The 24,019-nt window shown below is 71.8% G+C and carries 22 protein-coding genes and 1 tRNA gene; 8 read left to right on the top strand and 15 right to left on the bottom strand.

The annotated features are described in order from the left end of the window. Positions 1-274 precede the first annotated feature (274 nt). The 8 genes from def to ACWEK3_RS20325 form a co-directional block, all read right to left on the bottom strand. Complete coding sequence (gene def, locus ACWEK3_RS20360) at positions 275-925, bottom strand: peptide deformylase (protein WP_450543768.1); 651 nt, start codon at positions 923-925, stop codon at positions 275-277. 162 nt (positions 926-1,087) lie between these two features. After that, the gene (locus ACWEK3_RS20355; RefSeq protein ID WP_384426272.1) at positions 1,088-2,068 is read right to left on the bottom strand and encodes a tetratricopeptide repeat protein; all 981 of its coding nucleotides are present in this window, start codon (positions 2,066-2,068) and stop codon (positions 1,088-1,090) included. A 105-nt stretch (positions 2,069-2,173) separates the two neighbouring features. After that, positions 2,174-3,412, bottom strand: coding sequence for an HD-GYP domain-containing protein (locus tag ACWEK3_RS20350; protein WP_453250256.1), 1,239 nt, complete (start codon positions 3,410-3,412; stop codon positions 2,174-2,176). Then, complete coding sequence (locus ACWEK3_RS20345; protein ID WP_453250255.1) at positions 3,409-4,842, bottom strand: HD-GYP domain-containing protein; 1,434 nt, start codon at positions 4,840-4,842, stop codon at positions 3,409-3,411. The genes ACWEK3_RS20350 and ACWEK3_RS20345 overlap by 4 nt, the downstream gene beginning before the upstream one ends. Positions 4,843-5,054: 212 nt before the next feature. After that, positions 5,055-5,366 carry a mycothiol system anti-sigma-R factor gene (rsrA, locus tag ACWEK3_RS20340; RefSeq protein WP_361414473.1) on the bottom strand — a complete coding sequence of 104 codons (312 nt, stop codon included), beginning with the start codon at positions 5,364-5,366 and terminating at the stop codon, positions 5,055-5,057. After that, entirely contained in the window at positions 5,363-6,058 is a 696-nt protein-coding gene (gene sigR, locus ACWEK3_RS20335; protein ID WP_361414471.1) for an RNA polymerase sigma factor SigR, read from the bottom strand. The genes rsrA and sigR overlap by 4 nt, the downstream gene beginning before the upstream one ends. Before the next feature lie 255 nt (positions 6,059-6,313). Then, positions 6,314-6,949 carry an alpha/beta hydrolase family protein gene (locus tag ACWEK3_RS20330; protein ID WP_450543805.1) on the bottom strand — a complete coding sequence of 212 codons (636 nt, stop codon included), beginning with the start codon at positions 6,947-6,949 and terminating at the stop codon, positions 6,314-6,316. Positions 6,950-7,022: 73 nt separating this feature from the next. Then, positions 7,023-7,838 carry an SOS response-associated peptidase gene (locus ACWEK3_RS20325; RefSeq protein WP_450543761.1) on the bottom strand — a complete coding sequence of 272 codons (816 nt, stop codon included), beginning with the start codon at positions 7,836-7,838 and terminating at the stop codon, positions 7,023-7,025. 50 nt (positions 7,839-7,888) lie between these two features. Between ACWEK3_RS20325 and ACWEK3_RS20320 the strand changes: the two genes are divergently transcribed. The 4 genes from ACWEK3_RS20320 to ACWEK3_RS20305 all read left to right on the top strand — a co-directional run bounded on the left by ACWEK3_RS20320 (position 7,889) and on the right by ACWEK3_RS20305 (position 11,558). Continuing rightward, positions 7,889-8,611 (top strand): M50 family metallopeptidase, encoded by a 723-nt coding sequence (locus tag ACWEK3_RS20320; protein ID WP_450543759.1) that lies wholly within the window; start codon positions 7,889-7,891, stop codon positions 8,609-8,611. Between the two features lie 157 nt (positions 8,612-8,768). After that, on the top strand, positions 8,769-10,085 hold the full coding sequence (gene aroA / locus ACWEK3_RS20315) for a 3-phosphoshikimate 1-carboxyvinyltransferase (protein WP_450543757.1): 1,317 nt from the start codon (positions 8,769-8,771) through the stop codon (positions 10,083-10,085). A gap of 18 nt (positions 10,086-10,103) precedes the next feature. After that, positions 10,104-11,114 carry a ribosome small subunit-dependent GTPase A gene (gene rsgA, locus ACWEK3_RS20310; protein ID WP_450543755.1) on the top strand — a complete coding sequence of 337 codons (1,011 nt, stop codon included), beginning with the start codon at positions 10,104-10,106 and terminating at the stop codon, positions 11,112-11,114. Between the two features lie 120 nt (positions 11,115-11,234). Beyond that, entirely contained in the window at positions 11,235-11,558 is a 324-nt protein-coding gene (locus tag ACWEK3_RS20305; protein ID WP_361414461.1) for a DMT family transporter, read from the top strand. A 25-nt stretch (positions 11,559-11,583) separates the two neighbouring features. Here the strand turns inward: ACWEK3_RS20305 and ACWEK3_RS20300 are convergent, their stop codons facing one another. Beyond that, positions 11,584-12,192: a TetR/AcrR family transcriptional regulator gene (locus ACWEK3_RS20300; protein ID WP_450543753.1), complete on the bottom strand. Its 609-nt coding sequence runs from the start codon at positions 12,190-12,192 to the stop codon at positions 11,584-11,586. Between the two features lie 181 nt (positions 12,193-12,373). On the opposite strand from ACWEK3_RS20300, the gene hisN reads away from it, so the two are divergent. Then, positions 12,374-13,171: a histidinol-phosphatase gene (gene hisN / locus ACWEK3_RS20295; protein WP_361414457.1), complete on the top strand. Its 798-nt coding sequence runs from the start codon at positions 12,374-12,376 to the stop codon at positions 13,169-13,171. Positions 13,172-13,348: 177 nt separating this feature from the next. Further along, the gene (locus ACWEK3_RS20290; RefSeq protein ID WP_450543751.1) at positions 13,349-13,759 is read left to right on the top strand and encodes a CBS domain-containing protein; all 411 of its coding nucleotides are present in this window, start codon (positions 13,349-13,351) and stop codon (positions 13,757-13,759) included. Between the two features lie 72 nt (positions 13,760-13,831). Here ACWEK3_RS20290 and ACWEK3_RS20285 read toward each other — a convergent pair whose 3' ends face one another. Further along, on the bottom strand, positions 13,832-15,283 hold the full coding sequence (locus ACWEK3_RS20285; protein WP_453250254.1) for a catalase: 1,452 nt from the start codon (positions 15,281-15,283) through the stop codon (positions 13,832-13,834). Between the two features lie 143 nt (positions 15,284-15,426). On the opposite strand from ACWEK3_RS20285, the gene ACWEK3_RS20280 reads away from it, so the two are divergent. Continuing rightward, positions 15,427-15,843 (top strand): Fur family transcriptional regulator, encoded by a 417-nt coding sequence (locus ACWEK3_RS20280; protein WP_141358564.1) that lies wholly within the window; start codon positions 15,427-15,429, stop codon positions 15,841-15,843. 138 nt (positions 15,844-15,981) lie between these two features. On the opposite strand, the gene ACWEK3_RS20275 is transcribed toward ACWEK3_RS20280, so the two are convergent. From ACWEK3_RS20275 to ACWEK3_RS20265, 3 genes are all read right to left on the bottom strand, one after another. After that, positions 15,982-16,055 (bottom strand) — tRNA-Met (locus ACWEK3_RS20275). Positions 16,056-16,127: 72 nt separating this feature from the next. Next, complete coding sequence (locus ACWEK3_RS20270) at positions 16,128-17,957, bottom strand: tetratricopeptide repeat protein (protein WP_453250253.1); 1,830 nt, start codon at positions 17,955-17,957, stop codon at positions 16,128-16,130. A 218-nt stretch (positions 17,958-18,175) separates the two neighbouring features. Continuing rightward, the gene (locus ACWEK3_RS20265; RefSeq protein WP_450543075.1) at positions 18,176-21,181 is read right to left on the bottom strand and encodes a UPF0182 family membrane protein; all 3,006 of its coding nucleotides are present in this window, start codon (positions 21,179-21,181) and stop codon (positions 18,176-18,178) included. Between the two features lie 176 nt (positions 21,182-21,357). Between ACWEK3_RS20265 and ACWEK3_RS20260 the strand changes: the two genes are divergently transcribed. Continuing rightward, positions 21,358-21,900, top strand: coding sequence for a PPA1309 family protein (locus ACWEK3_RS20260; protein ID WP_453250252.1), 543 nt, complete (start codon positions 21,358-21,360; stop codon positions 21,898-21,900). 54 nt (positions 21,901-21,954) lie between these two features. Here the strand turns inward: ACWEK3_RS20260 and ACWEK3_RS20255 are convergent, their stop codons facing one another. After that, positions 21,955-23,052, bottom strand: a complete 1,098-nt coding sequence (locus tag ACWEK3_RS20255; protein WP_450543071.1) for a YlbL family protein — start codon at positions 23,050-23,052, stop codon at positions 21,955-21,957. Between the two features lie 394 nt (positions 23,053-23,446). Further along, a complete protein-coding gene (locus ACWEK3_RS20250) occupies positions 23,447-23,905 on the bottom strand; it encodes a molybdenum cofactor biosynthesis protein MoaE (RefSeq protein WP_384092214.1) in 459 nt (152 codons plus the stop codon). Positions 23,906-24,019 lie beyond the last annotated feature (114 nt).

Below are 24,019 nucleotides of genomic sequence, written 5' to 3'. Positions count from 1 at the left end.
GCCGCCGGTGGCGCACGCCCTTCCGCCGTGCCGGGCGCACGCCGTCGCGTATCCCCGCACCCCCCATTCAGCACCACAACTGACCGGTCTGGGAACGGATTTGCTCCATTCATCACCCCGGGATGCCGAGAATCTCCCCTTGTGTGACTGATTACGAATCACCAGAAGCGCACAGAGGATCGAATGCGTGAGGACACAAGTACGGCGCCCGACCGGACGTTCCGGTCGGGCGCCGTGTGCACGGACCATGCGCACCCCAACGGGCGGCAGGTGCTCAGTCGTTGGCGACCACGGGGTAGCGCGGCTCGTTCTCGGCCATCTGCCGCAGCGCGTCCTTGCGCTCACGCTTGGAGAGCCGGTCGATGTAGAGGTAGCCGTAGAGGTGGTCCGTCTCGTGCTGGAGGCACCGCGCGAAGTAGCCGGTGCCCCGCACCTTGATCGGGTTGCCCTGCTCGTCCTGCCCGGTCACCTCGGCGTAGTCGGGGCGGGCGAGCGGAGCGTAGGCGGTGGGCACGGACAGGCAGCCCTCGTTGCTGTCGTCCAGCCGGCGCCGCTCGGCGGGCAGCTCGACCAGCCGGGGGTTGCAGACGACCCCGGCGTGCCGGGCACCCTCGTCGTCCGGGCAGTCGTAGACGAAGACCTTCAGGTCCACGCCGATCTGGTTGGCGGCCAGGCCCACGCCCTCGGCGGTGTGCTGGCTGGCGAACATGTCGGCGACCAGCTGCTGGAGCTCCTCGCCGAAATCGGTGACGTCCCTGCACTCCTTGTGCAGCACGGGGTTCCCGACGACCGTGATGGGCCGGGAGGTGCCGCGCTCACGCCAGGCCGTCTCGCGCGCCTCGCAGTCCTCCGTGTCGACGACGTACCCCTCGTCGTCGACGGGGAGCACGCCCGCGTGCTGCTGATCGGTGTCCTGCTGCGCCATGACCGACGTACGCCTTCCTGACAAGAACGGGGAGTGAATTCTGATACAGGGTACGGGGCCCGCGCCCGCGACCTGGCCCAGGAGTGTCCGATATGCGACTGTGCCGGGAGGTCTCGGCCGGCCACGGCGGACCCGCCCGGGGCCCTGAGCGGACCGGCGTCCTCAACAGACCTCTTCCAGGTCCCGCCAGTCCCGCGAGTCCGGGCTGTCGGCCACCCACCCGTCCAGCAGCCCGCGGACCAGGGACGCCGGAGCGGCCACTCCGCACTCCCGCTCCGGCACCCACAGCTGCCCGTCGGTGCGGTGCCCGAGCGGTCCCGGGTGCCCCGGCTCGCTGTGGTCGTGCGGGTCGAGGTGCACGCCGTCGCCCTCGTCGGACGGCATCCGCGACTCCGAGCACATCCGGCACAGCAGCCGTACGGACGACGACCAGTCCTCGGCGGCGAAGCCGGCGTCGGCGGCGAGCTGCTCCAGCGCGTCCCGGTCGGCCTCGGTGGCGGCCTCGAGCAGCACCACCCAGGTGGGCACCGGCGAGGGCGCCCACAGCTCGATCTCGTCGAACACGGGGTAGGTGTGGCCGGCCGCGGTGGTCCGCTCCCCGTGGGGCACGCCGTCGTGCAGCACGACCTCGCCCCAGCGCCGCCCCGAGGAGGGCAGCGGGATGGACAGCACCTCGATCCGGGCCGGGTCCAGGCGCCGGCCCCAGACCACCTCGGCCTCGCCCTCCGGCGACAGCCGCACGGCCGCGCTGCCCAGCTCCATGCCCATCGGCTCCCCGGCGGCGGCCGCGCTTCCGGGCACCTTCAGTCCGTACGCCTGCCAGGCCCGCCGGGCCAGCGGCCAGTCCTGGAGGGCGGTGGCGGCGATGCCCACGTTCCACCAGTCGGGCGCCCCGGTCTCCTTCTCCAGCAGGGCCACGGCCCGCAGGCCAGCCGCCCTCGCCTGCTCCCAGTCGTGCCGGAACTTGTGCAGCAGGGCGAGGTTGAACCAGGACTCGGCCAGCCAGGGCTCCAGATCGGCGGCGCGTGTCAGCAGCGCGCCCGCGTCCTCGTACCGGCCGTCGCCGATCAGCGTGAACGCCCGGTCGGTGGCCTGCCGCCAGGAGGCGGAGGGCCGGTGCCGTCCCTTGCCGAAGATCCTCACGATTCCCGCCTGCCAGTTCCGTCGAGTGGGTCGGCTTCTGCCCCCGGACACCCTCTCATTCGCATCCAACCACGTACGACTGGAGGGAGGCTCATTACCCATGGGTTACCCCTCGGCGGGAAGGATCAGGCGGCCCCGCGACAGCACCCGGCCCAGTGACTCCACCACCTCGGGGGCGTACGCGCCGGCCCCCGCCAGCCGCAGTTCCTCCAGGGCCGTGAGCGGTCCGCCGGGCCCGGCGTCGCGCGCCTTCTCCTCGTAGGCGTTGACCGCCCGCACGATCCGCGCGGGCAGCGGCTGCTCCCGGCAGGGGTCGGCCTGCCGCTCCACCACCACCGCGACCCGGGCGTCGACCCCGGTCTGCCGCACCACGGCCCCGCCGAGCAGCGCGATCCGCCGCTGCTCCTCGGCGGGCAGCCCCGCGGTGGCCCCGGCGGGCACCGGGTCGACCAGGCTGAGCTGCCCGATGTCGTGCATCAGGGCCGCGTGCTCCAGGACGGTCAGCTCCGGTTCGGTCAGGCCCAGGTCCCGGCCCACGGCCCGGCTGAGCGCGGCCACCCGCCGGGCGTGCCCGGCCGGGGTGTACCCGGCGACCTCGGTGGCCCGGGCCAGGGAGGCGATGGTCTGCCGATAGGTCCTCCGCACGGCCGCGTACCGTCTGAGGGACAGCTGGGTGAGCAGCAGCGGCAGCGAGAACACGGGCAGTGCCCACAGTCCGGCCACGGCGACGGCGAGGGCCATGACCGCGCCGGTCGCGCACACCGCCGAGCCGATCCCGAGCAGGCTTCGCAGTTCCTCCCGCAGCAGCGGGCCGAACGGCCACCGGGTGCGGCAGTGCGCCTGTACGGCGGCGAGCACGGCGCCGCACAGCGCGGTGAGCACCAGGAGAGCGAGCAGCAGCAGGGCGTACGCCGGACCGACCCACCCCCGGAACACCCCTTTGCCATAAAGGGGTTGGAAGCAGACGGCGGCGAAGGCGACGGTGAGGATCCGCCGCACCAGGTGGTCGAGCGTCCGCCCGCACCCACGCGCGATGTGCGGCACACCGCCCAGAAGACAGGCGGCGAGCACCACGGCGACGACCTGGAAGGCGCCGTGGTGGCTGGGCAGGCCGGCGTCCTCGCCCAGCAGGGCGTACGACAGCGCCCCGGCGGCGCCGAGCGGCGCGGCCTCCCGGGCCTCGGACCCGGTCCACCGGGTCAGCTCGCCGACGAGGACCAGCAGCCCGAAGGCGAGGGCGGCCCCGCGCTCCTCGAGGCCGGTCCACAGGGTGACGGCGAGGGACAGCAGGGCGACCAGGACCGCCGAGCCGCGGATGAGGAGCAGCAGGAGGGACCGGCTCATCGACGGGCTTCCGGCCGGCCGCCCGCGGACCGCCCCGGGGCGCCGCCGGGGCCGCCGTCCTCGGGGGCGTCCCGCGCCGCCGGTACGACGGGCGCGTCCTCCGCGCCGCCGAGAGCCGCCGCCGTCGGGCCCGTGGTGCCGGGGACGGCACGGAACGGTGCCGGCGGGGCGACGGGCGTACCGTCCTGCGCGGTGACCGCCGGGTGCCAGCCGTACCGGTCCAGGGCCCGGACCAGCGCCGTGACCATCCGCGGGTCGAACTGGCTGCCCGCGCAGCGCTCCAGCTCCGCCAGCGCGGCGGGCACCGGCCGGGCCCGCCGGTAGGACCGGGTGGACGTCATCGCGTCGAAGGCGTCCGCGACGGCCACCACGCGTGCGCTCTCCGGGATCTGACCACCCGTCAGTCCGTACGGGTAGCCGCCCCCGTCGAGCCGTTCGTGGTGGTGCAGGATCGCCGAGCGCGCCTCGCCCAGGAAGGAGATCCCGCGCACCATCTCGTGCCCGTACTCGGGGTGCAGCTCGATCACGCGCCGCTCCTCGGGGGTCAGCGGCCCGTCCTTGCGCAGCAGCCGGGTGGGGACGCCCAGCTTGCCCACGTCGTGCAGGATGCCCGCGAACCGCAGCACCTCGACCCGCTCGTCGTCCATGCCGAGCTCGCGCGCGATCAGCATGGAGGCCTGCCCCACCCGCTCGCTGTGCCCGCGCGTGTAGCCGTCCTTGATGTCGACGGCCTGCACCAGCGCGCGGATGGTGGCCCGGTGCGCGGACCGCTCCCGGTGGTACTGGGCGTACACCCAGCCGGACACGCACATCGGCAGCAGCACGAGCAGCGCGGCGACCGGACCGTAGGGGCTGAGCCACAGCACGGCCATCATCAGCCCCGCGAGCCCGTGCACCGCGATGGGCGCCGGCGACCGGGCGAACAGCTCCTGCCAGGCCCGCCGTACCGGCACGTGCTCGGCGAGCGCGAGGACCCCGCCGTCCAGCGCCGTCAGCACCAGGCAGAAGGCGAGCACGGCGGCACCCGCGGGAAGGAGGACATAGGGGAAGTCGCACCCGCCGACGGCGTCCCGGCCGCCCAGCGCCCCGTGCACCCGGGCGGCCGCCCACACCGCGAGGGCGAGCTGCGCGGCCCGCCAGATCCGGCGCAGCCCCTCGGGCCGCCGTCCGGCGCGGGCGAGCAGGACACCGGGCAGCGGGACGAGCGCGGCGGCGGGCGGCGGCAGCAGGAACACCGCCGCGAGCAGTACGGGGTAGAAGGGTCCGGCGAAGCCGAGCCGGGCGAACTGCCGGCACCCGGCGTACACCGTGGTGAGCAGGGCGACCGCCCACCAGGGGGTGGGCGTCACCGGCAGCGGCAGCAGACAGGCCAGAGCGCCGAGGACGGTACAGGCGACGTACGCACGGGCCCGCGGTGGAACCGCCTCCATGCCGCCCCTCCCCCGTCATGCCTGTCCAGGGTGGGAGCGTAGGGCGCACAGCCGGGAGTCCACGGGCCGAAGACCCGGGGATTAGCACGTTCGGGTGAAGAGCGTCCGGGTGGGTGCCCGAAGCGGGTCCGCACGCATGTCCGAGGCGCGTCCGGCGTCTGTGCGAGCGCCGGGGCCGGCGGGGCGCCGCGCGGGCGTCCGCGCGCGGCGGGTCAGGACTCCTGCGGAGTCACCGGTGCCGCGGTCACGTCGTGCTCGGGGACGGCCTGGCCGGAGCGGATCAGATCGAGCCGCCCCATGACCTTGGCGCGCAGGTCGGCGGGGACGTCGTCATGCCCGCAGCACCGCTTGACCAGCTTCTTCACGGCCTGCTCCAGGCCGTACTTCTCGAGGCACGGCGAGCACTCCTCGAAGTGGTGCTCGAACTTGGTGCGATCGACGTCCGGCATCTCACTGTCGAGGAACTCGTAGAGGTGGTCGAGTACCTCACTGCAGTCCGTCTCGTGCGGGTCTCCGCAGCTCATGAGCCCGAGCCTTTCGCTTCGTTCGACTCTCCGGCGCCGGCCGGGACCAGTCCGCGCTCGCGGGCGTAGTCCTCGAGCATGCCGCGGAGTTGACGGCGACCCCGGTGCAGCCGGGACATCACCGTCCCGATGGGTGTCCCCATGATGTCCGCGATCTCCTTGTACGCAAAGCCTTCTACGTCCGCGAGGTAGACGGCGATGCGGAATTCCTCGGGGATCGCCTGGAGCGCTTCCTTCACGTCCGAGTCGGGCAGGTGGTCGAGCGCCTGCGACTCTGCGGAGCGCAGACCGGTCGACATGTGCGACTCGGCACGGGCGAGCTGCCAGTCCTCGATCTCCTCGGCGGCACTGCGCTGCGGCTCGCGCTGCTTCTTGCGGTAGGAGTTGATGAAGGTGTTGGTGAGGATCCGGTACAGCCACGCCTTGAGGTTGGTGCCCTCGCGGAACTGGTGGAAGGACGCGTACGCCTTGGCATACGTCTCCTGCACCAGGTCCTCGGCGTCGGCCGGGTTGCGCGTCATGCGCAGGGCGGCCGAGTACATCTGGTCGAGGAATTCCAGCGCGTCCCGCTCGAAGCGCGCGCTGCGTGCGGCCGTCGACTCCGCGGATGCGCCCACGCCCGTGCCCCGGCCCTCGGGCTGCTCCGCCTGGCCGTTGTCGGTCCCTGCGTCGGTACCGGGAACCGGACCCACCTCCTCAAGCGACGTCGTGGCACCGAATGCGGTTCCACTCGAATCGGAGGATAGACGACGAGCCGTGCCTGCCGCCGCTCGAACAGGAGCGGTCCTCGCCGCGTGCAGCACCGTCCAGTCCAGGTCAGTACGGCTGCTGCGGCTCGGGCAAACGGTCGAACCCATGCGGCGGACTTCCTCTCGTGTGGCCTCGGCGCCGCAGAGCGGCACTACTGACCGGCTCAACAGCGGCGGTCCGCCAGGCATTCCCGGGAGTCACGGGAGTGACGCGATCCACTGGGTGACGCCCTCGGTGATGATCTCCAGGACCTGGTCCTGCGTGATCCCCGCCCGCTTCGGCACGACGAAGCCGTGATCGCCGTACGGCACCTCGACGAGCCGGTAGGGACCCTCCGGGAACTCCCCGGGCCTGCCGAACGGGTCGTTGCCGCCCTGGACGACGAGCGTGGGCACCCCCGCGCCGAGCAGCTCGTCGGCACGGGACTTCTCGGGCCTGCCCGGCGGGTGCAGCGGGAAGCTGAGGGCGAGCACGGCGTGCGCGCCCAGCTCGGCCGCCGTACGGCAGGCGACGCGTGCCCCGGCGCTCCGGCCGCCGGCGACCACCGGCAGCCCCGGCCCGGTGACGGCGGGCCACAGGCCGCGCCAGCCCGCGTCCAGCGTCCGCGGCGCGGGCGCCACCTTCTTGCCGGCCACCCGCCAGGGCTGCTCGACCAGTGCGACGGTGACCCCGTGCCCGGGGAGTGTGCGCGCCAGGGCCTGGAGGTCGCGGGACTCGACGCCGCCGCCGGCTCCGTGGCTCACGGCGAGCACCAGACGTGCCCCGTGGGCCCGGTGCCAGGTGATCCGGGCCGCGCCCGCTTCCGTCTCGACGATCTCGCTCACGTCGCTCATGTCGTTCCCGTCGGCCGCGTCACCCGCGTCGCTCACGTCACTCAGGTCACTCACGTCGCTCACGTCGCTCACCTCAGAAGAGTGTGCCTTCTTCCGGTGCCGCGAGCTCCTCGAGCAGCTCCGGTCCGTTGTTGCGGACGTTGCTGACGGCCGTGGACACCGCGTAGGCGCGCATCAGGCCGGGCGGCGGCGGGGTGAGCAGCGCGCGCAGGTCGTCCGGGTCGGTGCGGGCCGGGTCCAGCCAGGCGTCCCAGCGGTCCGGGGTCAGCATCAGCGGCATCCGGGGGTGGATGTCGGCCAGCGAGCCCGGCCCCTCGGCCGGGGCCACTGCCAGCGGGGTCCGCTCGGCGTCCGTGGTGATCACCGAGCAGGTCGCCCACCAGGCCCGCGGGTGGTCGTCGGGCAGTGTCCGGTCCCGCCAGAACTCGTAGAGCCCGGCCATCGCGAAGACCGATCCGTCCGCCGGGGTCACGAAGTAGGGCTGCTTGCGCGGCCGCTTGCGCCTGCCCTCGACCTCCAGATCCCGCTCCTGAGTGCCGGTGACCCACTCGTAGTAGCCGTCGGCGGGCACGACACAGCGCCGGGCGGCGAAGGCGCGGCGGTACGACGGCTTCTCGTGCACGGTCTCCGCGCGCGCGTTGATCATCCGGGCGGCGCCCTCGGGGGACTTCGACCAGGACGGGACGAGCCCCCACCTCAGCTTCCGCAGCTGGCGAACCGGGCGGCGGTCGTCGGCGTCCTTCAAGGGACGGTCCAGGACGACGTGGACCTCCTTGGTCGGAGCCACGTTGTAGTCGGGCTCCAGGGTCTCCTCCGGGTCCCACTTCTGGACCTCGAAGACTCCGGCGAGATCCTCGGGGCCGCGACTCGCTGCATACCGTCCGCACATACGTGCAACACTGCCAGACCGCGCACACGTACAGGGAGCCACTCGGAAACATGGACAGCCTCGCCGCCACCGCGCTGCCCGATCTCTGGGACCGGCTCGTCGGCACCCAGCCCGACCCCGACCTGTGGGTGGTGCTCATCACCGCGGCCGCCGCGCTCGCGGTGGTCGTCCCGCACGGCCTGTGGCGCGTCTCGCGCAACGCGATCACCATCGCGCACGAGGGCGGGCACGGGCTGGTGGCGCTGCTCACCGGACGGACGCTGACCGGCATACGCCTGCACTCCGACACCAGCGGCCTGACCGTCAGCCGGGGCAAGCCGCACGGCATCGGCATGATCCTCACGGCGGCGGCCGGCTACACCGCTCCCCCGCTGCTGGGCCTGGGCGGCGCGGCCCTGCTCGCCACCGGTCGCATCACGCTGCTGCTGTGGGTGGCCACGGCGCTGCTGGTGGCGATGCTGGTGATGATCCGCAACGCCTACGGGGCGCTCACCGTGCTCCTCACCGGCGGCACGTTCCTGCTGGTGTCCTGGCTGACCGGGCCCCAGGTGCAGGCCGCGTTCGCGTACGCGGTGGTGTGGTTCCTGCTGCTCGGCGGGGTGCGCCCGGCCTTCGAGCTCCAGGCCAAGCGGGCGCGCGGCGGCGCCGGGGACTCGGACGCGGACCAGTTGTCGCGGTTGACGCACGTCCCGGCGGCGCTGTGGCTGTTCCTGTTCCACGCGGTGTCGCTGTGCTCGCTGATCGGCGGCGGGCGGTGGCTGCTGGCGGGGTGAGGCGGTCCCTCCGGCCTCCCTCGTCGCCGGGCGGGCGGGAAGGCGGCGACGGGCTCCGAGGGGCGTGCGAGCATGCCGGTGTGCGGCTCCGCAGTGGGGCGCGACCAGCGACTACGCGGCCGTACCCGAACCACGGCCGCCCATTAAGGTGGGGACCATGGCCCCGAACCCCGCGCACACCGCCCTCTGGCCCGCCCCGCACGCGAGCGGAGCCGTCGACGCGACGGTCCACGTGCCGGGGTCGAAGTCCGTCACCAACCGTGCCCTGGTGCTCGCCGCCCTCGCCTCCGAGCCGGGCTGGCTGCGGCGCCCGCTGCGCTCCCGCGACACGCTGCTGATGGCCGGCGCGCTGCGGGCCATGGGCGTCGGCATCGACGAGGGCGTGGGGCCGGACGGCACCGGGGAGGCCTGGCGGGTGATCCCCGCGGGGCTGCACGGCCCGGCCACGGTCGACGTCGGCAACGCGGGCACGGTGATGCGCTTCCTGCCGCCGGTCGCCGCGCTGGCCGACGGCCCCATCCGCTTCGACGGCGACCCGCGGTCGTACGAGCGCCCGCTGGACGGCGTCATCGACGCGCTGCGCGTCCTCGGCGCCCGGATCGACGACGACGGCCGCGGCGCGCTGCCGATGACCGTGCACGGCAGCGGCGCGCTGGACGGCGGGCCGGTCGAGATCGACGCCTCCTCCTCGTCCCAGTTCGTCAGTGCCCTGCTGCTGTCCGGACCACGCTTCAACCAGGGCGTGGAGGTCCGGCACACCGGGTCGTCGCTGCCGTCGCTGCCGCACATCCGGATGACGGTCGACATGCTGCGGGCGGTCGGCGCCCAGGTGGACACCCCCGAGTCGGGCGGCGAGCCGAACGTCTGGCGGGTCACCCCGGGCGCCCTGCTCGGCCGGGACCTGGTCGTGGAACCCGACCTGTCCAACGCCCAGCCCTTCCTCGCGGCGGCGCTGGTGACCGGCGGCAAGGTCGTCGTCCCCGACTGGCCGGCCCGGACGACCCAGCCGGGTGACCGGCTGCGGCAGATCTTCACCGAGATGGGTGGTTCCTGCGAACTCACCGACTACGGCCTCGTGTTCACCGGTTCGGGTGCCGTGCACGGCATCGACGTGGACCTCGGCGAGGTCGGCGAGCTGACCCCGGGCATCGCGGCCGTCGCCGCGCTCGCGGACTCGCCGTCGACCCTGCGGGGCGTGGCCCATCTGCGGCTGCACGAGACCGACCGCCTGGCCGCGCTGACCAAGGAGATCAACGAGCTCGGCGGTGACGTGACCGAGACGGCCGACGGCCTGCGCATCCGCCCGCGCCCCCTGCACGGTGGGGTCTTCCACACCTACGACGACCACCGCATGGCGACGGCCGGCGCGATCATCGGCCTGGCGGTCGAGGGCGTGCAGATCGAGAACGTGGCGACGACGGCGAAGACACTGCCGGACTTCCCCGATCTGTGGACCGGGATGCTCGGGGCGTAGGGACGCGGGGATCACGCCATGCGCCGCTACGGCAAGCACACCGACGAGGACGACATCCGCAGCCGCCCCAACCGCAGGGGCAACCGGCCGCGCACGAACATCCGCCCCAAGCACGAGGACGCCGCCGAGGGCATGGTCCTCACCGTCGACCGGGGACGGCTGACGTGCCTCGTCGACGACCGCCCGATCGTCGCGATGAAGGCCCGAGAACTCGGCCGCAAGGCCGCCGTCGTGGGCGACCGGGTGGCCCTGGTCGGTGACCTCTCCGGAACGAAGGACACCCTCGCGCGCATCGTCCGCATCGAGGAGCGCGCCTCGGTCCTGCGCCGCACCGCGGACGACGACGACCCCTATGAGCGCGTGGTCGTCGCGAACGCCGACCAACTGGCCATCGTCACCGCGCTGGCCGACCCCGAGCCGCGTCCCCGGCTGATCGACCGCTGCCTGGTGGCGGCGTACGACGGCGGTCTGGAGCCGCTGCTGGTCCTGACGAAGTCGGACCTGGCGCCGCCGGACAAACTCCTGGAGCTGTACGGGGATCTGGACATCCCCTACGTCGTCACCAGCCGCGCGGAGCTGGACGCCGGCGCCGCCGCGGACCGGGTGCGCGAGCATCTCGACGGGAAGGTCACGGCGTTCGTCGGCCACTCCGGCGTGGGCAAGACGACACTCGTCAACGCGCTGGTGCCGACGGAGCGGCGGCGGGTGACGGGACTTGTGAACGCGGTGACCGGCCGGGGCCGGCACACCACCACCTCCGCGCTCGCGCTGCCGCTGGCGGGCGCGGCCGGCTGGGTCGTGGACACCCCCGGGGTACGGTCGTTCGGGCTCGCGCACGTCGATCCGTCCCGGGTCATCCACGCCTTCCCCGACCTGGAACCGGGCACCGAGGGCTGCCCGCGCGCGTGCAGCCACGACGAGCCGGACTGCGCGCTGGACACGTGGGTCGCCGAGGGGCACGCGGACCCGGCCCGGCTGTACTCGCTGCGCCGGCTACTGGCCACGCGGGAGCGCAAGGAAGGCGACTGACCTCCGCGTTGTTTGGGTGCGGTGCGGTCCGGCAAGTGCATAATCGCACGGAGCCGGATCATGACCTGCCCCAAGCACGACCAAGCGGTCACGGCATGCGGACCCACGGGAGGACAGCACATGGCGTGGCTGCTGGTCATCGTTGCCGGGTTGCTCGAGACCGGCTTCGCCGTGTGCCTGAAGCTGTCGCACGGCTTCACGCGGCTCTGGCCGACCATCGCCTTCTGCTGCTTCGCCCTGGGCAGTTTCGGTCTGCTCACCCTGTCCCTGAAGAAGCTCGACGTGGGCCCCGCGTACGCGGTGTGGACCGGCATCGGCGCGGCGGGGACGGCGATCTACGGCATGGTCTTCCTCGGCGACCTGGTCTCCACGCTGAAGATCGTCTCGATCAGCCTGGTCATCATCGGGGTGATCGGGCTCCAGTTGTCCGGCTCCACGCACTGACGCGACGGCGCGGAGAGCGGGCGGGTCAGGCCGGTTGGCGCGGGAGCGCGCCGCGTACCAGTTCGGCGACCCCGCCCTGGCCCGGCGGCGCCGCCACGCACGACAGGGCGAGGCGGATCACCAGCTCGCAGGCGCGGGCCAGTTCGGCGGTGTCCGCCCTGGGCGTGCCGGGGGCGGAGAGCAGGGTCACGGCCCGGTCGCGGACGATCGCCACGAAGTCGCCGGGCGACGGCAGCGGGCCGTCGGCCCGGCGCTGGGCCGGAACCGCGCTGGAGGACGGCACCGCCGACAGCGTCGGCGAGGGCAGCCGTCCGCTCCAGCAGCCGGTGAGCATCGCCTTCACCAGCGCGTTGTCCCGGGCGGCGGACACGGTCCACTCGGCGGCGGCGATGAGCCGCTCGCGCGGGTCGGCGGGGACGGTCAGGGCCCGTTCGACCCCGGCGAGATAGCCGTCCGCCTCTCGCCTGACCAGGGCCCGCGCGAACCCCTCCTTGCTGCCGAACTCGTTGTACAGCGTCTGCCGGGAGACCCCGGCCGCCGCGGCCACGTCGACCATCCGTACCGCGGACCACGGCCGCCGTGTCAGCGCCGTGTAGGCGGCGTCCAGCAGGGATTCCCGCGCTGCAGGCATCATCGCCTCCCTGGGGCGAGCGGCTCTGCGCCCAGATTTGACGCCCCCGAACGCACTGTCAAGGGTCCGTGACAGCATGTGCGCACCACCGCGGGCGCCGCACCCGCGCCGCGCGGCACTTCCGCACACCGGGCCACCCGGCCCCCCGTAGCCCCGTGTCGCCCCGGACGGATACGGTTCTCGCATGCCGGACTACCTCGACGACCTGCGCCTGGCCCACGTCCTCGCGGACGCCGCCGACGCCGCGACCATGGACCGTTTCAAGGCCCTCGACCTCAAGGTCGAGACAAAGCCGGACATGACCCCGGTCAGCGAAGCGGACAAGGCGGCGGAAGAGCTCATCCGCGGCCAGTTGCAACGCGCCCGCCCCCGCGACGCGGTCCTCGGCGAGGAGTACGGCATCGAGGGCACCGGCCCCCGCCGCTGGGTCGTCGACCCGATCGACGGCACCAAGAACTACGTGCGCGGCGTCCCGGTCTGGGCCACTCTCATCTCCCTGATGGAGGCCGGCGCGGGTGGCTACCAGCCCGTCGTGGGCGTCGTCTCCGCCCCCGCCCTGGGCCGCCGCTGGTGGGCCGCCAAGGGCCACGGCGCCTTCACGGGCCGCAGCCTGGCGCAGGCGAGCAGGCTCCAGGTGTCCCGCGTGGCGGAACTAGCCGACGCCTCCTTCTCGTACTCCTCGCTCGGCGGCTGGGAGGAGCGGGGCCGGCTGGACGGCTTCCTGGACCTGACCCGCGCGGTCTGGCGCACCCGCGCCTACGGCGACTTCTGGCCGTACATGATGGTCGCCGAGGGCTCGATCGACTTCTGCGCCGAGCCGGAGCTGTCCCTGTGGGACATGGCCGCGAACGCGATCATCGTGACCGAGGCCGGCGGCACCTTCACCGGCCTCGACGGCCGCCCCGGTCCGCACAGCGGCAACGCCGCCGCGTCCAACGGGCTGCTGCACGACGAGATGCTGGGGTATCTCAACCAGCGCTGACGCTCGACAGGCAACGCGTGCGCACGCCCTCGGCCGGCCGCGCACGCCCCCTTGTTGGCCCCCGCTTTGCCTGAGACTCTGGGAGTTCCCTCACTTGTGAACTTGTGCAGTGATCCACAGGCGCCTTCGGCGCCGGGCACGCATCAGCCGGATTCCCCGAGGAGGTGGCTCCATCCCATGCTCGTCCGCGACGCCATGAGCACGGTGGTCCTCACCATCGGTCCCGCACACACCCTCCGACAGGCGGCGGCGCTGATGTCCGCGCGCCACGTCGGCGCCGCCGTCGTCCACGACCCGGACGCAGGCGGCATCGGCATCCTCACCGAACGCGACGTCCTCAACTCCGTGGGCCTGGGCCAGAACCCGGACACGGAGCGCGTACACGCGCACACCACCACGGACGTCGTGTTCGCCGCGCCGTCCTGGACCCTGGAGGAGGCGGCCCGGGCCATGACCCGCGGCGGCTTCCGGCACCTCATCGTCCTGGACCACGACGAGCCGGCGGGCATCGTCTCGGTCCGCGACATCATCCGCTGCTGGGCGCCGGACCGGCAGCACGTGGCGGCCGCGGGTGCGGGCACGGCCTGAACGCCCGCCGGCGGGCCGGGCCCCCGAAGGGATCCGGCCCGCCGTCCACGACAAGCGGTCCAGCGCTGGAGATCAGCCGCGCAGGGCCTGGACCGCGGCCTCCAGCCGCTTGCCGAAGTCGCCGTCCGCCTGACGGAAGTTGCCGATCGCGCGCTCGGCGATGTCCTCGCGCGAGACCTGCGAGATGGCGCCCGCCAGGTTGCCGATCAGGCGCTCCTTCTCCTCGTCCGACATCAGGCGGTAGAGGTTGCCGGCCTGGACGAAGTCGTTGTCCTCGGCGTGGACCGCCGCCTCGTGGTCACCGGTGACGCCGGAGACCGGCACGGGCTGCCACAGCGGCCGGTCCGTCTGGAACGGCCCGCCGAAGCTGTTCGGCTCGTAGTTCTTCGCACCCTTGTGGCGCCCGTCGTACAGGTAGCCGTCACGTGAGTTGGTGCGCGCCTCGGTGGCGTGCGGACGGTTCACCGGCAGGTGGTCGGCGTTGATGCCGACGCGGTAGCGGTGCGCGTCGCCGTACGCGAAGAGGCGGCCCTGGAGCATCTTGTCCGGGGAGGGACCGATGCCCGGCACGAAGTGGGCAGGGCTGAAGATCGACTGCTCGACCTCGGCGAAGATGTTCTCCGGGTTGCGGTTGAGTTCCAGCTTGCCGATCTCGATCGGCGGGTAGTCCTCGTGCGGCCACACCTTGGTGAGGTCGAACGGGTTGAAGCGGTAGGCCGCCGCGTCGGCCGCCGGCATGATCTGCACCTGCACGGTCCAGGTCGGGTACTCGCCGCGCTCGATGGCCTCGCGCAGGTCGCGCTGGTGGGAGTCGGGGTCCTCACCGGCGAGCCTTGCGGCCTCCTCGGCGGTGAGGTTCTTGATCCCCTGGTCGGTCTTGAAGTGGTACTTGACCCAGAAGACCTCGCCGGCCTCGTTGCTCCACTGGTAGGTGTGGGAGCCGTAGCCGTTCATGTGCCGGTACGACGCCGGGATGCCGCGGTCGCCGAACAGCCAGGTCACCTGGTGCGTCGACTCAGGAGACAGGCCCCAGAAGTCCCAGACGTTGTCCGCCTCCTGGCTGCCCGTGTAGGGGTCGCGCTTCTGGGTGTGGATGAAGTCGGGGAACTTGATGGCGTCCTTGATGAAGAACACCGGGGTGTTGTTGCCGACGAGGTCGTAGTTGCCCTCTTCGGTGTAGAACTTCAGCGCGAAGCCGCGCGGGTCGCGGACCGCGTCGGCGGCGCCGAGGTTGCCCGCCACGGTCGAGAAGCGGAGGAAGGTCTCCGTCTGCTTGCCGACCTCGGAGAGGAACTTGGCGCGCGTGTACCGGGTGACGTCGGCCGTGACCGTGAAGGTGCCGTAGGCGCCGGCGCCACGGGCGTGCACCACGCGCTCCGGGATGCGCTCGCGGTTGAAGTGGGCGAGCTTCTCCAGCAGGAGCTGGTCCTGGACGAGCACCGGGCCGCCGACGCCCGCCGTCTCGCTGTTCTGGTTGTCGGCAACCGGAGCACCGGCCTCCGTCGTGAGCGGCCCCTGGGTCACGTCGCCTCCTGGGTCATTTCCATCGTGCCTGTCTCTTGGCCAAAGCCAGTCTCGATCCTACAATGGACTTAGTCCAAGTCAAGTGGAGCTCCAAAGTCACACTGGTTCGGGAACTATTCCCCCTTGCTGTTAGGCTGGTCGGTATGAGTGACCTTCTGGAACGGCTGCGCGGACGCGGATGGCGGATGACCGCGCAGCGGCGCGTGGTGGCCGAGGTCCTCGACGGCGAACACGTCCATCTGACGGCCGACGAGGTCCACGCCAGGGCTGTCGCCAAGCTGCCCGAGATCTCCCGGGCGACCGTCTACAACACGCTGGGCGAGCTGGTCTCCCTCGGCGAGGTCCTGGAAGTCGCCACGGACAAGCGCGCCAAGCGGTACGACCCCAACGCGCACCAGCCGCACCACCACCTGGTCTGCGCCGGCTGCGGCGCGATCCGCGACGTCCATCCGAGCGGCAACCCGCTGGCCGACCTGCCCGACTCGGAGCGCTTCGGCTTCACGGTCTCGGACGTGGAGGTCACGTACCGCGGCCTCTGCCCGAACTGCGCGGCGGCCTGACCCGCCACACTCGCGAAAGAAGGACCCCCGGCACCTCGACGGTGCCGGGGGTCCTTCTTTCGCGATCCGTCCTCGGAAGCGCCTCCGGAAACACCGAGGGCCGGAATCCTTGATCGGATTCCGGCCCTCGGCCTTCAGTAGCGGGGACAGGATTTGAACCTGCGACCTCTGGGTTATGAGCCCAGCGAGCTACCGAGCTGCTCCACCCCGCGTCGATGAATGGAACATTACGTGACCGGCGGACCAAGAAGCAAATCGCTTATGGCGACGCCGGGTGATCCACGTCAGGCCGACAGCTCCTCGCGCAGCGCGTCCCGCAGGCGCGCGGCCCGCTGGGCGACCTCCGCCGGCCCCAGCGCCACGGCCCGGTCGGCCCACCCCTGCCCCTCGGCCAGCTCGCCGCGCCGCGCGTGCACCAGGGCGAGCCGCAGCGCCGCCCGCCCGTGCCCGGCGTCGGCCGCCCGCGCCCACCACGTGGCCGCCTCGGGCTCACTGCCCTCCCGGGCGAGCAGCAGCCCCAGGTTGAACGCGCCGTTGCGGGACCCGGACTCCGCCGCCCTGCGGTACCACCGCGCCGCCTCGACCACGTCCCCGCGAGCCGCGGCCAGCATCCCGACCCGCACCTGCGCGCGCCGGTGCCCCTGGCCGGCCGCCCGCTCGTACCACTCCTCGCACTCGGTCTTCTCCTGGATCGCCGGCTCCCCGAGCCCGTGCGCGGGCGCCGACGGGCACCGGGCGTCGAGCACGGTGGCCAGCCGGTACGCGGCCTCCGCGCTCCCGCCGCCGGCCGCGCACCGCAGGTGCCGCTCGGCCGCCCGCTCGTCGCCCGCCCGCAGCCGGGCGATCCCCACCTGCAACGCGGCCTCCGTGTGCCCGGCCGCCGCCGCCCGCTCGTACCACCTCAGGGCCTGGGCATCCAGGTTCCGTCCGGCGTAGAGGATCCCCAGGTTGAACGCGGCGTCGACGCTCCCGGCCTCCGCCGCCTTGGAGAACCACGGCTCGGCACCGCCGGTGTCGCCGCCCTGGAGCAGCAGGACGGCCAGCGCGTTCGACGCCTCCCGGTGCCCCGCGTAGGCCGCGCGCCGGTACCACTGCTCGGCCTGCGCGGTACGGCCCTGCTCGGCGCAGAGCAGCCCGAGGTTGTAGGCGCCGTTGATGTCGCCCGCGTCCATCGCCGCCCGGTACCACCGCTCGGCGGTCTGCGTCTCGCCGCGCTCGGCGTGCAGCGCGCCCAGCGCGTTCGCCGCGTTGCCGTCGCCGTCCTGCGCGGCCCTCAGCCACCACAGGGCGGCGTTCTCGGCGTCACCGGCGTCCCGCAGCAGGAACCCGAGCGCGCAGGCGGCCCTGGCCTCGCCGTCCTTGGCGGAGGTCAGGTACCAGCGGCCGGCCTCCTTGAGGTCGCCGCGCCGCTCCAGGATGGCGCCCAGGTGCAGGGCGGCCCGCCGGTGCCCGCGCGCCGCGGCCTGGCGGTACCACTGCTCGGCCTCCGCCATCAGCCCGGCCCCGTCGCCGCCGGGCTTTCCCCCGGCCCGCCGGTCCAGCGCCCGCGCCAGCCGGTACTCCGCCTCCCGGTGCCCCCGCTCCGCGGCGACCCGCATCCAGCGCTCGGCCCCGGTGTCGCCGCGGTGCTCCAGCAGGTCGGCGAGGACGTAGGCACCGAGGACGTGCCCCTGCTCGGCGGACTGGCGCAGCCAGTATTCGGCGGCGGGCTCGTCGCCGCGCTCGCGGTGGTGCCGCCCGAGCGCGTGCGCGGCCGCCGCGGAGCCGGCGACGGCGGCGATACGCCACCACCCGGCGGCCTCGTCGGCGTATCCACGCTGGTGGAGCAGTACTCCCAGGTTGTTGGCCGCGGCGCGGTCACCGCCCGCGGTGGCGGAGCGCAGATGGGGTTCGGCTCCGTCGAGATCACCGCGGCGCAGCAGCATGGCCCCGAGGACGCTCATGGCCTCGACGTCGCCCGCCTCGGCGGCGAGGCGACGGCGCGCCAGCTCGGCGGCCTCGTCGGCGGCCGCCACGGACTCGTCCCGGGTCTCGCCTCCGGTCTCCTCGGAGTCGGAAGCCTGCACAAATCGCCCCGTCTCGAACAGAGTTGCCTTGTCCCCCATAACGTCCATCGTCGCACCACCTGCAACCCGGGTACATCTGCAATACCCCAGCCAGTGAGGTCACTTCAGCGTTTTGTCGACATGCCCACAGAGAGACAAGTCAAACACAGATCGCCCAACTCCCCACGGCGGCACGGCCGCCGGGCCTGTCGGCACATGCGTTCGCCCACGGCGAAGGGCCCGGATCCGCAGTACGGATCCGGGCCCTTGGGCTCGACGGGGAGCGATCAGCCCCCGCTCGGGCTACCGCTCGGACTGCTGTCCGGTGTCGGACCGGCGCTCGCACCCGGGCTCGCGCCGCCCTTGCCGGCAGTGGTCTTGCCGTCGGCGGGCTTGCCGCTGCCGCCGGCCTTCTCCGCCTGCGCCTGCGCGTCCTCGGCCCGCTTCAGCGCGTCCTGAAGGTCCTTCTGCGCCTGGCCGTACGCCTGCCAGTCGCCGTTCTTCAGGGCGGTCTGACCGTCGTCGAAGGCCTTCTGGGCGTCCTTCAGCGCCTCCTGGACCGTCGGGTTGTTCGACTGCGGCGGGTTGGTCTTGCCGCTGCCGGTGCCACCGCCGCCGGTCTCGGAACCGGGTGGCTCAGTGGTCGAACCCTCCGTGCCGAAGACCTTGTTGAGCGCCTTGTCGAGCGTGTCCTCGAACGCGGTGTTCCCGCCGTACGTCACCAGGACCTTGCGCAGCAACGGGTACTTGAGACCGCCGCCGCGCAGGTAGACCGGCTCCACGTAGAGCAGTCCGCCGTCGAGCGGCACCGTCAGCAGGTTGCCGTACTCGACCTCCGAGTCGCCGCCCTTCAGCAGCCGGATGGACTCGGCGATGGAGGGTTCGGAGTTGAACTGGCTCTGCACCCGCTTCGGGCCGTCGATCGTCTTGCCCGTGGGCAGCTTCAGGATGCTGATCTTGCCGTAGTCGCTCGTGTTCGCGTCGGCGTTGACCGTCATGAACGCGCTCAGGTTGTCACGGCCGTTCGGCGTCATCGTCGTCGTCAGCGAGAACGTCTGGGACGACTCACCGGGCATCTTGAGGCTCAGGTAGTACGGCGGCACCGCGTCGCCCGACTTGTTGGTCGGGTCGTTGGGGATCTGCCACACCTCGCTGCCGCTGAGGAAGGTCTGCGCGTCCGTGACGTGGTAGCGCGTGAGCAGCTCGCGCTGCACCTTGAACAGGTCCTGCGGATACCGGATGTGGGACATCAGCTCCGGAGAGATGTCCTTCTTCGGCTCGACCGTGCCCGGGAACGCCTTCATCCAGGTCTTCAGGACCGGGTCCTTGGTGTCCCACTGGTACAGCTTGACCTCGCCCGTGTAGGCGTCGACGGTCGCCTTGACCGAGTTGCGGATGTAGTTGACCTGGTTCTGCTGGGCCACCACCCGCTGGTTGTTGGCGGCGGTCAGCGAGTCCAGCGTCGTGTCCCCGAGGGTGGTGCGCGAGGAGTACGGATAGCCGTTGGTGGTCGTGTAGGCGTCGACGATCCACTGGACGCGCCCGTCGACCACCGCCGGGTACGAGACGCCGTCGATCGTCAGCCACGGGGCGACCGCCTCGACGCGCTGCTTGGGCGTGCGGTTGTACAGGATCCGCGAACCGTCGCCGATCGCGCCGGAGTAGAGGATCTGCGGCTCGCTGAACGCCATCGCGTACGCGGCCCGGTTCAGCGGGTTGGAGAGGCTGACACCGCTGTTCCCCTTGTAACTGGTGGTCTTCTCACCGGTGTCGTCGGAGTAGTCGATCTCCTTCTGGGGACCGCCGACGATGGAGTAGGTGCTGGTCTTCTCGCCGTAGTAGATCCGCTGCTCGTACCGCGGGAGGTCGCCCGTGGACGGCAGGTTGTACTCGGTGAACACCGGGCGGCCCTCGGAGTCGGCCTCGGTGCCCTTGGCCGCGACCACGCCGTAGCCGTGGGTGTAGCGGAAGTGGTCGTTGATCCAGTTGTTCTTCGGGATCCCGGCGAGGTTCAGCTCGCGCAGGCCGATGACGGTGTCCTGGACCTTGCCGTCCTTGGTCTTGTACCGGTCGACGGCCAGGTTGGACGGGAACCCGTAGTAGTTGCGCACCTGCTGGAGCTGCTCGAACGTCGGCGAGACGATGTTCGGGTCCATCAGCCGGTAACTGGCCGTGTCGGCGGCGGCGTCCCGCAGCTTCGCCTTGTCCTGGGTGCTGCTCGTGCCCGCGTAGTCGGCGACCTTGGAGTCGTCGATGCCGTACGCCTCACGGGTCGCCTTGAGGTTCTTCTGGACGTACGGGGCTTCCTTGGCCTGCTCGTTCGGCTCGACCTGGAACTTCTGCACGATCGCCGGGTACAGGCCGCCGATGAGTATGGCCGAGAGCACCATCAGGCCGAAGCCGATGACCGGCAGCTGCCACGTGCGCCGCCACAGGGTGGCGAAGAACAGCACCGCGCAGATGACGGCGATGCAGAACAGGATCGTCTTGGCCGGCAGATAGGCGTTGGCGTCGACGTACCTCAGGCCCGTCCAGTTGCCGGTCGCCTTGAAGTCGCTGGACTTCACCGCCAGTCCGTACCGGTCGAGCCAGTAGGCCACCGCCTTCAGCGTCACGAAGACGCCGAGGAGCACCGACAGGTGCCCGGTCGCCGCTGCCGTGGCACGCGCGCCGGGGCTGGTGACGCGCAGCCCGCCGTACAGGTAGTGGGTGAGCACCGCGGCGATCAGGGACAGGATCGTGGCGGCGAAGCCGAAGCCCAGCAGGAAGCGGTACCAGGGCAGGTCGAAGGCGTAGAAGGAGACGTCCAGGTGGAACTGCGGGTCCTGCTTGCCGAACGGCACGCCGTTGACCCACATCAGCCAGGTCCGCCACTCGCTCGCGGCGGAGGCACCGGCGATCAGCCCGACCAGCGCCGTGACGCCGCACAGCAGCCACTTCTTGTACGGCGCGATGCTCATCCGGTAGCGGTCGAGGTTCTGCTGCTCCATCGACATGGCGCTCAGCGGCGGCCGCAGCCGGTGCGCCAGCCAGACGTTCAGTCCGACCGCGGCCGCCATCAGCAGGCCGAAGACGAAGAACAGTCCGATCTTGGTCCACAGTGTGGTCGTGAACACGGACGAGTAATGCACCGACCGGTACCACAGCCAGTCCGTCCAGAAGCCCGCGAACATGGCGAAGACCATGCCGAGGACGGCGAGGACGCCCAGTGTCATGAGCAGGGTCCTGGCACGCCGGGACGGACGGCCCACTCTCATCCGCGGCCCTGTCGGGCCTCCGCCGCGGTCCGGCATCTGGAAAGCCAAGGTGTGCACCTCGAAAGTCGCTGTTGGTTCGGTTTCGTTGCGTCAGGCCCCCGAGTCCGTGGACCGTACGGTGGGCCCCCGGAATCGTGGGCCCACACCTATGCAACTTACTCACCGTTTACTCGGTTCCCGATTCCGCCCAGGAACGAGGCAGGATTGTGACCATGTCCAACACTCCCATGGCAGCGAACCCGCTCACCCGGGCGGTACTCGAAATCGACGAGTACGCCTCCGGCCTCGGCTGGGACCAGCCCGCTCGCCTCTTCGCCCTCGTAGACACCGCGCGGCTGCGGACCCAGGAACCCGCCCTCGCGGCCCAGCTCGGCCTGGAGGACGAGCAGGAGACCTCCGGTCTCACCCCGGTCGAGCAGGACGAGGTCCCGGCCGACCGGCCCCTCGACGAGTTCCTCGCCACCATCGCCTGGCCCGATGCGGTGGCCGGCTGCGCGCTGACCGTGGAGCGCCTGATGCTGCCCCCGTCCGCCGAGGCGCAGGTCCCGCAGGGACTGGACGGGCCGAAGCTGGCGAAGTGGGTGGCCTGCCACCCCGAGCGACAGGAGGTTCGCATGACGGTCGCGGTCCTGCGCGACGGCGCCCGCGAGTCGGCCCTGCGCCTGCGTGAGAAGGACTCCGCCACCGAGGTTCTCACCGGCGCCGACCTGGTGCCGGGGCTGGCCGAGGCCCTGGCCGCGACCTTCGAGGACTGAGCTCCGCCCGCCGCCCTTCGGTATCCGTCCGGTACACGGCCGGGGCGCTGCCCGTCAGCCCTTGGCCGTGCACTTCGGCAGATCGGCGGTCTTGCCGCCGCGGATGTCCTTCAGTGCGGTGAGCGCGTCGCCCATCGTGTGCACCTTGACGAGAGTGAGCCCCGAGGGGGTGTCCTTGGCGGCGGCCGCGCAGTTCTCGGCGGGGGTGAGGAAGAACCGGGCACCCTTGCTGCGCGCGCCGACGGTCTTCATCTCGATCCCGCCGATCGGGCCGACCTTGCCGTCATCGTCTATCGTCCCGGTGCCGGCCACGAACTTCCCGCCGGTCAGGCTGCCCGGCGTGAGCTTGTCGTAGATGCCGAGCGCGAACATCAGCCCCGCGCTCGGGCCACCGACGTCGGCGAGCTTGATGTCGATCGTGAACGGGAACGTGTGATCGGTCCCGGCGGAGATCCCGACGATGGCCCGCTTGGCCCCGGTGTCGGCGGACTGCGCGGTCGTGATGGTGACGTCCTTGGTGACGGTCGCCGTCCTGTGCTGCTTCGCGGCGTCGGCCTGCTCCTTGGCCGGCACGATCGTGAAGACCACGTTCTGCCCGGGCTCGTGCTTGGTGACCAGCTTGGAGACGTCGGAGGGCTGCTTGACCGGCGTGCCGTCGACAGCCTTGATGACATCGCCCGCGTGCAGCCTGCCCTGCGCCGGGGTGTCCTTGACGACCGTGGAGACGATCACCCAGGACTGCACCGGGATACGGAGTGCCTTCAGTGCGGCGACCTTGGCGCTCTCCTGGGAGAGGGTGAACTCCTCGGCGTTCTCCTGGGTCGACTGCTCCTCCGTCTTGCCGTCGGGGTAGAGCGTGTCGTGCGGGACGATCTTGCTGTCGTGCGCCAGCCAGCCGTAGACGGCCTCGACGAGGTTCATACGGTAGTCGGCGCTGGTGACCCGGACGGTGGTCATGTTGAGATGGCCGTCCGCCGGGTAGGTCTTGCGACCGGAGATCTGCAGCACCGGCTCGCCGCCGTGCTCGCCCAAGGTGTTGACCGTCGGCCCCGGCGACATCTCCGAATACGGCACGGGGAACAGGACTCCCGCACACAGGAGCGCGATCAGCATCAGGGTGGAGGCGAGCATCGTCGCGGTGCGGCGTGGCATGACTCGACAGTACGGGACGGTTCTGTCAGCGCACCGTCAGGGCGGAACGCTCATGTACCGGAGTGGGACCTCTCCATGGCCTCACGGAAACGGGCGTAACCGTCCAGCTCGGGACCGTCGCTGCGCGCCCTGCGGGTCCGGTTCGCCCAGCTCCCCCACAGTCCGGCGCCTATCGCAGCCATAAACGGAATCAGCAACCAGGCGAGCGCCGCCATGCCGACCTCCCAACCCCAGATGAGCGACAGCAACTGACTGATCAGCAGATTAACCATCCGCACTGACAACGCTCACGGCAGGGGTTCGGTTACGCAACCGGAACTGCGGCGACGGGGCTCCGAGCGCCGGGCGCCGGCGAGCTGGGCGTCGGCGAGCTAGGCGCGAACCCCTTCCCGAGCTAGGCGCCGACCCATTCCTCGGTACCGTCCGAGAACCTCTGGTGCTTCCAGATCGGCACCTCGTGCTTGAGGTCGTCGATCAGCTTCCGGCAGGCCTCGAAGGCCTCGCCCCGGTGCGGACACGACACCCCGACGACGACGGCGAGGTCCCCCACCTTCAGGTCCCCCACACGGTGCACGGCCGCCAGCGCCCGGACGGGGTACCCGGCGGCGACCTTCTCGGCGACCCGGCGCATCTCCGCCTCCGCGCTGGGATGGCAGGAGTACCCGAGCGCGTCGACACCCGCGCCCCCGTCGTGGTTCCGCACGGTCCCCACGAACAGCGCGGTCCCGCCGGCGGCGTCGTCCCCGAGCGCCTTGAACACCTCGTCCAGGGAAAGCGGGGTCTCCCTGACGCCGATCAGCTTGATGGGGTCCTCGGCGGCGTACTCGCCGGGATGATCGTTGGTGGCTGCCATGCGTCCATCGTGCCGCACACGCGGAAGGCCGGGGAATAGCGCGATCACCCGCACGCGCGCGTGCGGGTTCGGAGTGTCCTACAGGGGGTGCCTCGTACAGGGGCTCGTACAAGG

Source organism: Streptomyces sp. NPDC004721 (assembly GCF_053601495.1).
The sequence above is the reverse complement of the archived record's forward strand: the minus strand, read 5'-3'. Positions and strand labels throughout refer to the sequence as shown.

Coding starts and splice junctions, on each gene's coding strand:
- ACWEK3_RS20320 (WP_450543759.1), top strand. CDS start 7,889: ATGGACAGCCTCGCCGCCACCGCGCTGCCCGATCTCTGGGACCGGCTC.
- ACWEK3_RS20265 (WP_450543075.1), bottom strand. CDS start 21,181: ATGCCGGACCGCGGCGGAGGCCCGACAGGGCCGCGGATGAGAGTGGGC.
- def (WP_450543768.1), bottom strand. CDS start 925: ATGGCGCAGCAGGACACCGATCAGCAGCACGCGGGCGTGCTCCCCGTC.
- rsrA (WP_361414473.1), bottom strand. CDS start 5,366: ATGAGCTGCGGAGACCCGCACGAGACGGACTGCAGTGAGGTACTCGAC.
- ACWEK3_RS20350 (WP_453250256.1), bottom strand. CDS start 3,412: ATGAGCCGGTCCCTCCTGCTGCTCCTCATCCGCGGCTCGGCGGTCCTG.
- ACWEK3_RS20290 (WP_450543751.1), top strand. CDS start 13,349: ATGCTCGTCCGCGACGCCATGAGCACGGTGGTCCTCACCATCGGTCCC.
- hisN (WP_361414457.1), top strand. CDS start 12,374: ATGCCGGACTACCTCGACGACCTGCGCCTGGCCCACGTCCTCGCGGAC.
- ACWEK3_RS20305 (WP_361414461.1), top strand. CDS start 11,235: ATGGCGTGGCTGCTGGTCATCGTTGCCGGGTTGCTCGAGACCGGCTTC.
- ACWEK3_RS20330 (WP_450543805.1), bottom strand. CDS start 6,949: ATGAGCGACGTGAGCGAGATCGTCGAGACGGAAGCGGGCGCGGCCCGG.
- ACWEK3_RS20255 (WP_450543071.1), bottom strand. CDS start 23,052: ATGCCACGCCGCACCGCGACGATGCTCGCCTCCACCCTGATGCTGATC.
- ACWEK3_RS20260 (WP_453250252.1), top strand. CDS start 21,358: ATGTCCAACACTCCCATGGCAGCGAACCCGCTCACCCGGGCGGTACTC.
- ACWEK3_RS20325 (WP_450543761.1), bottom strand. CDS start 7,838: ATGTGCGGACGGTATGCAGCGAGTCGCGGCCCCGAGGATCTCGCCGGA.
- ACWEK3_RS20300 (WP_450543753.1), bottom strand. CDS start 12,192: ATGATGCCTGCAGCGCGGGAATCCCTGCTGGACGCCGCCTACACGGCG.
- ACWEK3_RS20250 (WP_384092214.1), bottom strand. CDS start 23,905: ATGGCAGCCACCAACGATCATCCCGGCGAGTACGCCGCCGAGGACCCC.
- ACWEK3_RS20280 (WP_141358564.1), top strand. CDS start 15,427: ATGAGTGACCTTCTGGAACGGCTGCGCGGACGCGGATGGCGGATGACC.
- rsgA (WP_450543755.1), top strand. CDS start 10,104: ATGCGCCGCTACGGCAAGCACACCGACGAGGACGACATCCGCAGCCGC.
- ACWEK3_RS20345 (WP_453250255.1), bottom strand. CDS start 4,842: ATGGAGGCGGTTCCACCGCGGGCCCGTGCGTACGTCGCCTGTACCGTC.
- aroA (WP_450543757.1), top strand. CDS start 8,769: ATGGCCCCGAACCCCGCGCACACCGCCCTCTGGCCCGCCCCGCACGCG.
- ACWEK3_RS20270 (WP_453250253.1), bottom strand. CDS start 17,957: ATGGACGTTATGGGGGACAAGGCAACTCTGTTCGAGACGGGGCGATTT.